Raw genomic sequence first — 5,043 nt, 5'->3', positions numbered from 1 at the left:
GTGCTTACAGGCGCTTCACATGGGTTGGTCAGCATGAAGGCTCCAACCACTCATGAGGGGATCCCCATGAAAAAACTCGCAATGACCCTTTCCGTTGCCGCTGCTTCGCTGTTCTCGGTGGGTGGCGCGCTGATGGTGCCGACCGCCGCCCAGGCGCAGCCCGGGGTGTATGTCGAAGTGCCGCCGCCTCCGCCCCGCCACGAGCGCATTCCGCCGCCGCGCCGCGGCTACGTGTGGGCGCCGGGGCACTATGAATGGCGCGGTGGAAACCATGTGTGGGTCCGGGGCATGTGGGTGCGCGCCCGCCCGGGCTACGCCTACCGTCCGCCGGAATGGCGCGAGCGCGATGGCCGCTGGGAATACCGCCGCGGCTATTGGGACCGCGACCGCGACGGCGTGCCGAACCGCTACGACCGCCGCCCGGACAATCCGAACCGGTATTGACTAGCGGTATGCCTGGACGGGCGCCGCCTACCGGAACACCACCGTGCGGTGCCCGTTCAACAGCACGCGGTGCTCGCTGTGCCACTTCACCGCGCGGGCCAGCACCTGGCTCTCGGTGTCGCGGCCGCGGGCCGTGAGGTCCTCGACCGTGTCGGTGTGGTCGGCGCGCGCCACGTCCTGCTCGATGATCGGGCCTTCGTCSAGGTCGGCCGTCACATAGTGCGCGGTGGCGCCGATGAGCTTCACGCCGCGGTCGTGCGCCTGGTAGTAGGGCTTGGCGCCCTTGAAGCTGGGCAGGAACGAGTGATGGATGTTGATGGCCCGGCCCGCCAGGCTCTTGCACAGGCCGTTGCTCAGGATCTGCATGTAGCGCGCGAGCACCACGAGTTCGGCGCCCTCGGACTCGATGATCTCCAGCTGTTTTGCTTCGCCCTGCGCCTTGGTGGCGGCCGTCACGGGAATGTGATGGAAGGGCACGTTGTAGCTGGCGGCCAGCTGGTAGAAGTCGCGGTGGTTCGAGATGATGGCGCGCACGTCGATGGCCAGCAGCCCGCTCTTCCAGCGGAACAGCAGGTCGTTCAGGCAGTGGCCTTCCTTGCTGACCAGGATCACGGTCTTCATGGGCTCGGCCGCGGCGTGCAGCTGCAGGCTCATGCCGAAGCCTGCGCCGAAGGTGGCGAGCTGTTCGCGCAGCGCCGCCTCGGGGTGGTCGCTGCAGGCGAAGCGCACGCGCATGAAGAACAGGCCCGTGTCGTGGTCGTTGTACTGGGCGGCTTCCTCGATGTTGCCGCCGCGTTCGAGCAGGAAGCCCGAAACGGCATGCACGATGCCCGTCCGGTCGGGGCAGGAGAGGGTCAGGATGTAAGCGGGCGTTGTGGTCGTCATGAGGGGCACGATTGTCGCAGGGGTGCCAGAATGCCGTTTTTTGGTGCGCGTTAAGCAGGAGCAATCGATGGCTTATCAGGACTTCAACATGGGCAACCAGTGGTTGCCCTTCACTCCCAACCGCCACTTCCAGAAAGACCCTCGCGTTTTCGTGGCCGCCGACGGCATGGAGTTCACCACGCACGACGGCAAGAAGGTGATCGACGGTATCTCGTCGCTCTGGTGCGTGGGCGCGGGCCACAACCGCAAGCCCATCAACGAGGCGATCAAGAAGCAGCTCGACACGCTGGACTACGCCACCGCCTTCCAGGTCAGCAACGACAAGGCCTTCAAGGCGGCCGAGATGATCGCCTCGCTGGCGCCCGGCGACCTCAACAAGGTGCTGTTCTGCAATTCGGGCTCCGAGGCGGCCGACACCTCGATGAAGGTGGCGCTGGCCTACCACCGCGCGCGCGGCGAAGGCCACCGCAACGTGTTCATCGGCCGCGAGAAGGGCTACCACGGCGTGGGCTTCGGCGGCATGTCGGTGGGGGGCATCCCGGGCAACCGCAAGGTGTTCGGCGCGGCCTTTTTGCCGCGCGTGGACCACATGCGCTTCATCCACGATCCGGTGAACCATGCCTACATCCACAACGAGGAGCCGGTGTGGGCCGAAGACCCGCTGGTCGAACTCGAAACGCGCATCCTGCCGCTGCACGATCCGAGCAACATCGCCGCGATCATCGTCGAGCCGGTGGCCGGTTCGGCCGGCTGGTACCTGCCGCCCAAGGGCTACCTGAAGCGCCTGCGCGAGATCTGCGACAAGCACGGCATCCTCTTGATCTTCGACGAGGTCATCACCGGCTTCGGCCGCATGGGCACCAACTTCGCGTCGGACTATTTCGGCGTGGTGCCCGACATGCTGAACTTTGCCAAGTGCGTGACCAACGGCGTGATTCCGCTGGGCGGCGTGATCTGCCGCGACAAGCTCTACGACGCGATGATGAAGACCGACGCGCCAGAGCACGTGGTCGAGTTCTTCCATGGCTACACCTACTCGGGCCATCCGGTGGCCTGCGCCGCCGCCATTGCCACGCTCGACCTGTTCAAGGAAGAAAACCTGTTCGCGCGCGCCGGCGAAATGGGCAAGGTGCTGGGCGATGCCTTCCACAGCGCCTTCAAGGGCCTGCCGAACGTGGTCAGCATCCGCAGCCTCGGCCTGGCCGCCGCGGTGGAGCTCGCGCCCATCGCGGGCGCGCCGGGCAAGCGCGCCTACGACATCTTCCTGGACTGCTTCCACAAGGGCGCGCTGGTGCGGCCCGCGGGCGACGTGCTGGTGATTGCGCCGCCCTACATCGTGGAGAAGCAGCACATCGAGACGCTGGTCAACACGCTGGCGGATTCGATCAGGAAGTTCGCCTGAGCCGGCTCGCGGCCTTCATCCAGGGCGATGGCCGCGGCTATCGGGTGCGCATGTCCGCGCAGTAGTCCTTCGGCGGCAGCGGGGCCGTGCGCCAGACGGCGTCGTAGGCTTCCTTGTCCTGCTCCTCGTCCGGTGATTCGCCGGCCTGCAGCCGCACGGACTTGACCGACACGTCGGTCGGCAGGTGCTGCGGCACGCCCAGCACCTTGGTGGCATGGCCCGCGCCGCTGACCAGCAGCACCGTCTTGCCCGGCTGGCGGGCCTTGACGATGGCCTGCGCCATGGCGCGGTCGCGCCCGACCTGGATGCGCGTCATCGGCACGATCTGCGGCTCGGGCAGCAGCTTGCAGTGGCCTTCGCGCACGGCGTCCTGCTGCGCGGTGTAGGCCTCGCCGTTGAGCTGCACGTCGAGTGAGACGTCGGCCATGGCGTTCTTCATGCGCGAACGCGGCAGGTTGGCGCCGATGACGGGCACGCTGGCGCGCACCGCGGCCATCACCACGGGACCGTAGCTCTGCCAGGCCCAGGCTTTGTCGTTCCAGGCCAGCGCGTCGCGCACCTGCGCATCGGTGGCCGCGGCGTCGAGGCGGAGGGTGCTGTGGCCTTCCTCGGCCATTTCGAGCAGCAGCGCGGCCAGCTGGCCCCGGCTGGCCAGCGCCTCGACGGTTTCGCGCTCGATCGCATGGTGCTCTGGGGCGTCGTGCTGCTCGCCGAGGATCAGCGCGTCCGCCGGCAGCAGCGCCGCCGCGCGCCGCGCCACCGGCGCATCGGGGCCGTCCTGAAACGCGGTGCAACCCGCAAGGGCCATGGCAGCGAACAGGGGCAGCAGCAATCGGGAAGCCCGCGCAGAAAAGGGTTGGCATCGCATCGCGCCATACTATGCGCTGGCGCTCGCACGCAGTGCCATCCAATTCCGCTTCTTCCCTTCCTGCCCGTGTCTCTCCGCTTCCTGGTTCGCGTGCTGGCCACGCTGTTGCTCGCGCTCGCCGCGGCCGAAATCTGCCTCGCCCTGCACACCCCCCTGCCGTGGATGATCGGCCCGCTGCTGGCGGTCTCGCTGGCGTCGATTGCCGGCGCGCCCACGGCCAGCTTCACGCCGCTGCGCAATGCAGGGCAATGGACCATCGGCACGGTGCTGGGCCTTTATTTCACGCCGCAGGTGGTGGCGCTGGTGGCCGGCGTCTGGTGGGCCATTGCGCTGGCCATCGCCTGGGCCCTGCTGCTCGGCTGGGGGTTCGGGCGCTGGCTGCATGGGCTGCACGCCCGGCGGATGCCGCATGTGCCGGACAGCTCCATGAGAGCCACGACTTACTTCGCTGGCGCCATCGGCGGCGCCTCCGAGATGACGCTGCTGGCCGAATCGGCCGGCGCGCGCACCGACCTCGTGGCCGCGGCGCACAGCCTGCGGCTGGTGGTGGTGACCATCGCCATTCCGTTCGCAATGCAGTGGAGCGGCCTGCACGGGCTCGAAGTCAATCCGTCCACGGTGCGCGAAGTGAACCCCGGCGGGCTCCTGCTGCTGGCGCTGGCCACCGCCGCCGGCGGGCTTGCGATGCGGGCGCTGGGCTGCACCAACCCCTGGTTCATGGGGCCGCTGCTGGTGGCGATGAGTTTCACCATCGCCGGCCAGCCGCTGTCGGCCGTGCCCGGCTGGATGTCGAACACCGCGCAGCTCGTGATTGCGGTCAGCCTGGGCGTGCGCTTCAGCCGCGAATTCCTGCACACGGCGCCGCGCTGGCTGGGATCGGTGGCGCTGGGCACCGTCGGCATGCTGGTGCTGTGCGCGGGGGCCGCCTGGCTGCTGGCTTGGGCGACGGGGCTGCATCCCGCCACCATGATCCTGGGCACTTCGCCGGGCGGCATTGCCGAGATGTCGATCACCGCCAAGGTGCTGCAGCTGGGCGTGCCGGTGGTGACGGCGTTCCAGGTCTGCCGGCTGGTGGCGGTGCTGTTGCTCGCGGGGCCGATGTACCGATGGATTTACCAACGGAAATGAGCGGCGGGCGCTGAAAAGACGCAAAAAAAGCGCCGCTCGGGCGCTTTCTTGTTCGGGCGGGCGGGGAACCCGGGTTTTCAGTGCACCAGCACCGGCGTGTGCGCCAGCTCGGCATAGCCCTCGAGCGTGTCTTCCACTTCTTCCTGCGTGGGCGTGTTGAGCTGCCAGGCGGCGATCTGCTGCTGGAACAGTTCGGCCCAGGAACCGTCGAGGTAGACCTCCTTGCCCGAGCGCTTGTCGACGATCTCGAAGCCGTGGCGTTCCAGCACCGGGACGTTGGGCTGGTCCGGGGCGTCGCTTTCGTTCGGCTGCACGT

General features: G+C 67.9%; 6 protein-coding genes. 3 read left to right on the top strand and 3 right to left on the bottom strand.

What is annotated here, in order from left to right:
- Window positions 1-66: 66 nt before the first annotated feature.
- Window positions 67-444: a YXWGXW repeat-containing protein gene (locus AC1DOC_RS18580; protein WP_015867551.1), complete on the top strand. Its 378-nt coding sequence runs from the start codon at window positions 67-69 to the stop codon at window positions 442-444.
- 27 nt (window positions 445-471) lie between these two features.
- Here the strand turns inward: AC1DOC_RS18580 and purU are convergent, their stop codons facing one another.
- Entirely contained in the window at window positions 472-1,329 is an 858-nt protein-coding gene (gene purU / locus AC1DOC_RS18575; RefSeq protein ID WP_015867550.1) for a formyltetrahydrofolate deformylase, read from the bottom strand.
- Window positions 1,330-1,396: 67 nt separating this feature from the next.
- Here purU and aptA point away from each other — a divergent pair, with 67 nt between their 5' ends.
- Window positions 1,397-2,731: an omega-aminotransferase AptA gene (gene aptA / locus AC1DOC_RS18570; RefSeq protein WP_018907339.1), complete on the top strand. Its 1,335-nt coding sequence runs from the start codon at window positions 1,397-1,399 to the stop codon at window positions 2,729-2,731.
- Window positions 2,732-2,768: 37 nt separating this feature from the next.
- Here the strand turns inward: aptA and AC1DOC_RS18565 are convergent, their stop codons facing one another.
- On the bottom strand, window positions 2,769-3,539 hold the full coding sequence (locus tag AC1DOC_RS18565; protein WP_026284330.1) for a ChaN family lipoprotein: 771 nt from the start codon (window positions 3,537-3,539) through the stop codon (window positions 2,769-2,771).
- A 126-nt stretch (window positions 3,540-3,665) separates the two neighbouring features.
- Between AC1DOC_RS18565 and AC1DOC_RS18560 the strand changes: the two genes are divergently transcribed.
- Entirely contained in the window at window positions 3,666-4,727 is a 1,062-nt protein-coding gene (locus tag AC1DOC_RS18560; protein ID WP_478081945.1) for an AbrB family transcriptional regulator, read from the top strand.
- Between the two features lie 77 nt (window positions 4,728-4,804).
- Here the strand turns inward: AC1DOC_RS18560 and AC1DOC_RS18555 are convergent, their stop codons facing one another.
- Entirely contained in the window at window positions 4,805-5,041 is a 237-nt protein-coding gene (locus AC1DOC_RS18555) for a BTH_I0359 family protein (protein ID WP_478130243.1), read from the bottom strand.
- Window positions 5,042-5,043: the final 2 nt, after the last annotated feature.

Source organism: Variovorax sp. 01T439_2 (genome assembly GCF_056398445.1).
This window is presented reverse-complemented; position numbering and strand designations above follow the sequence as displayed.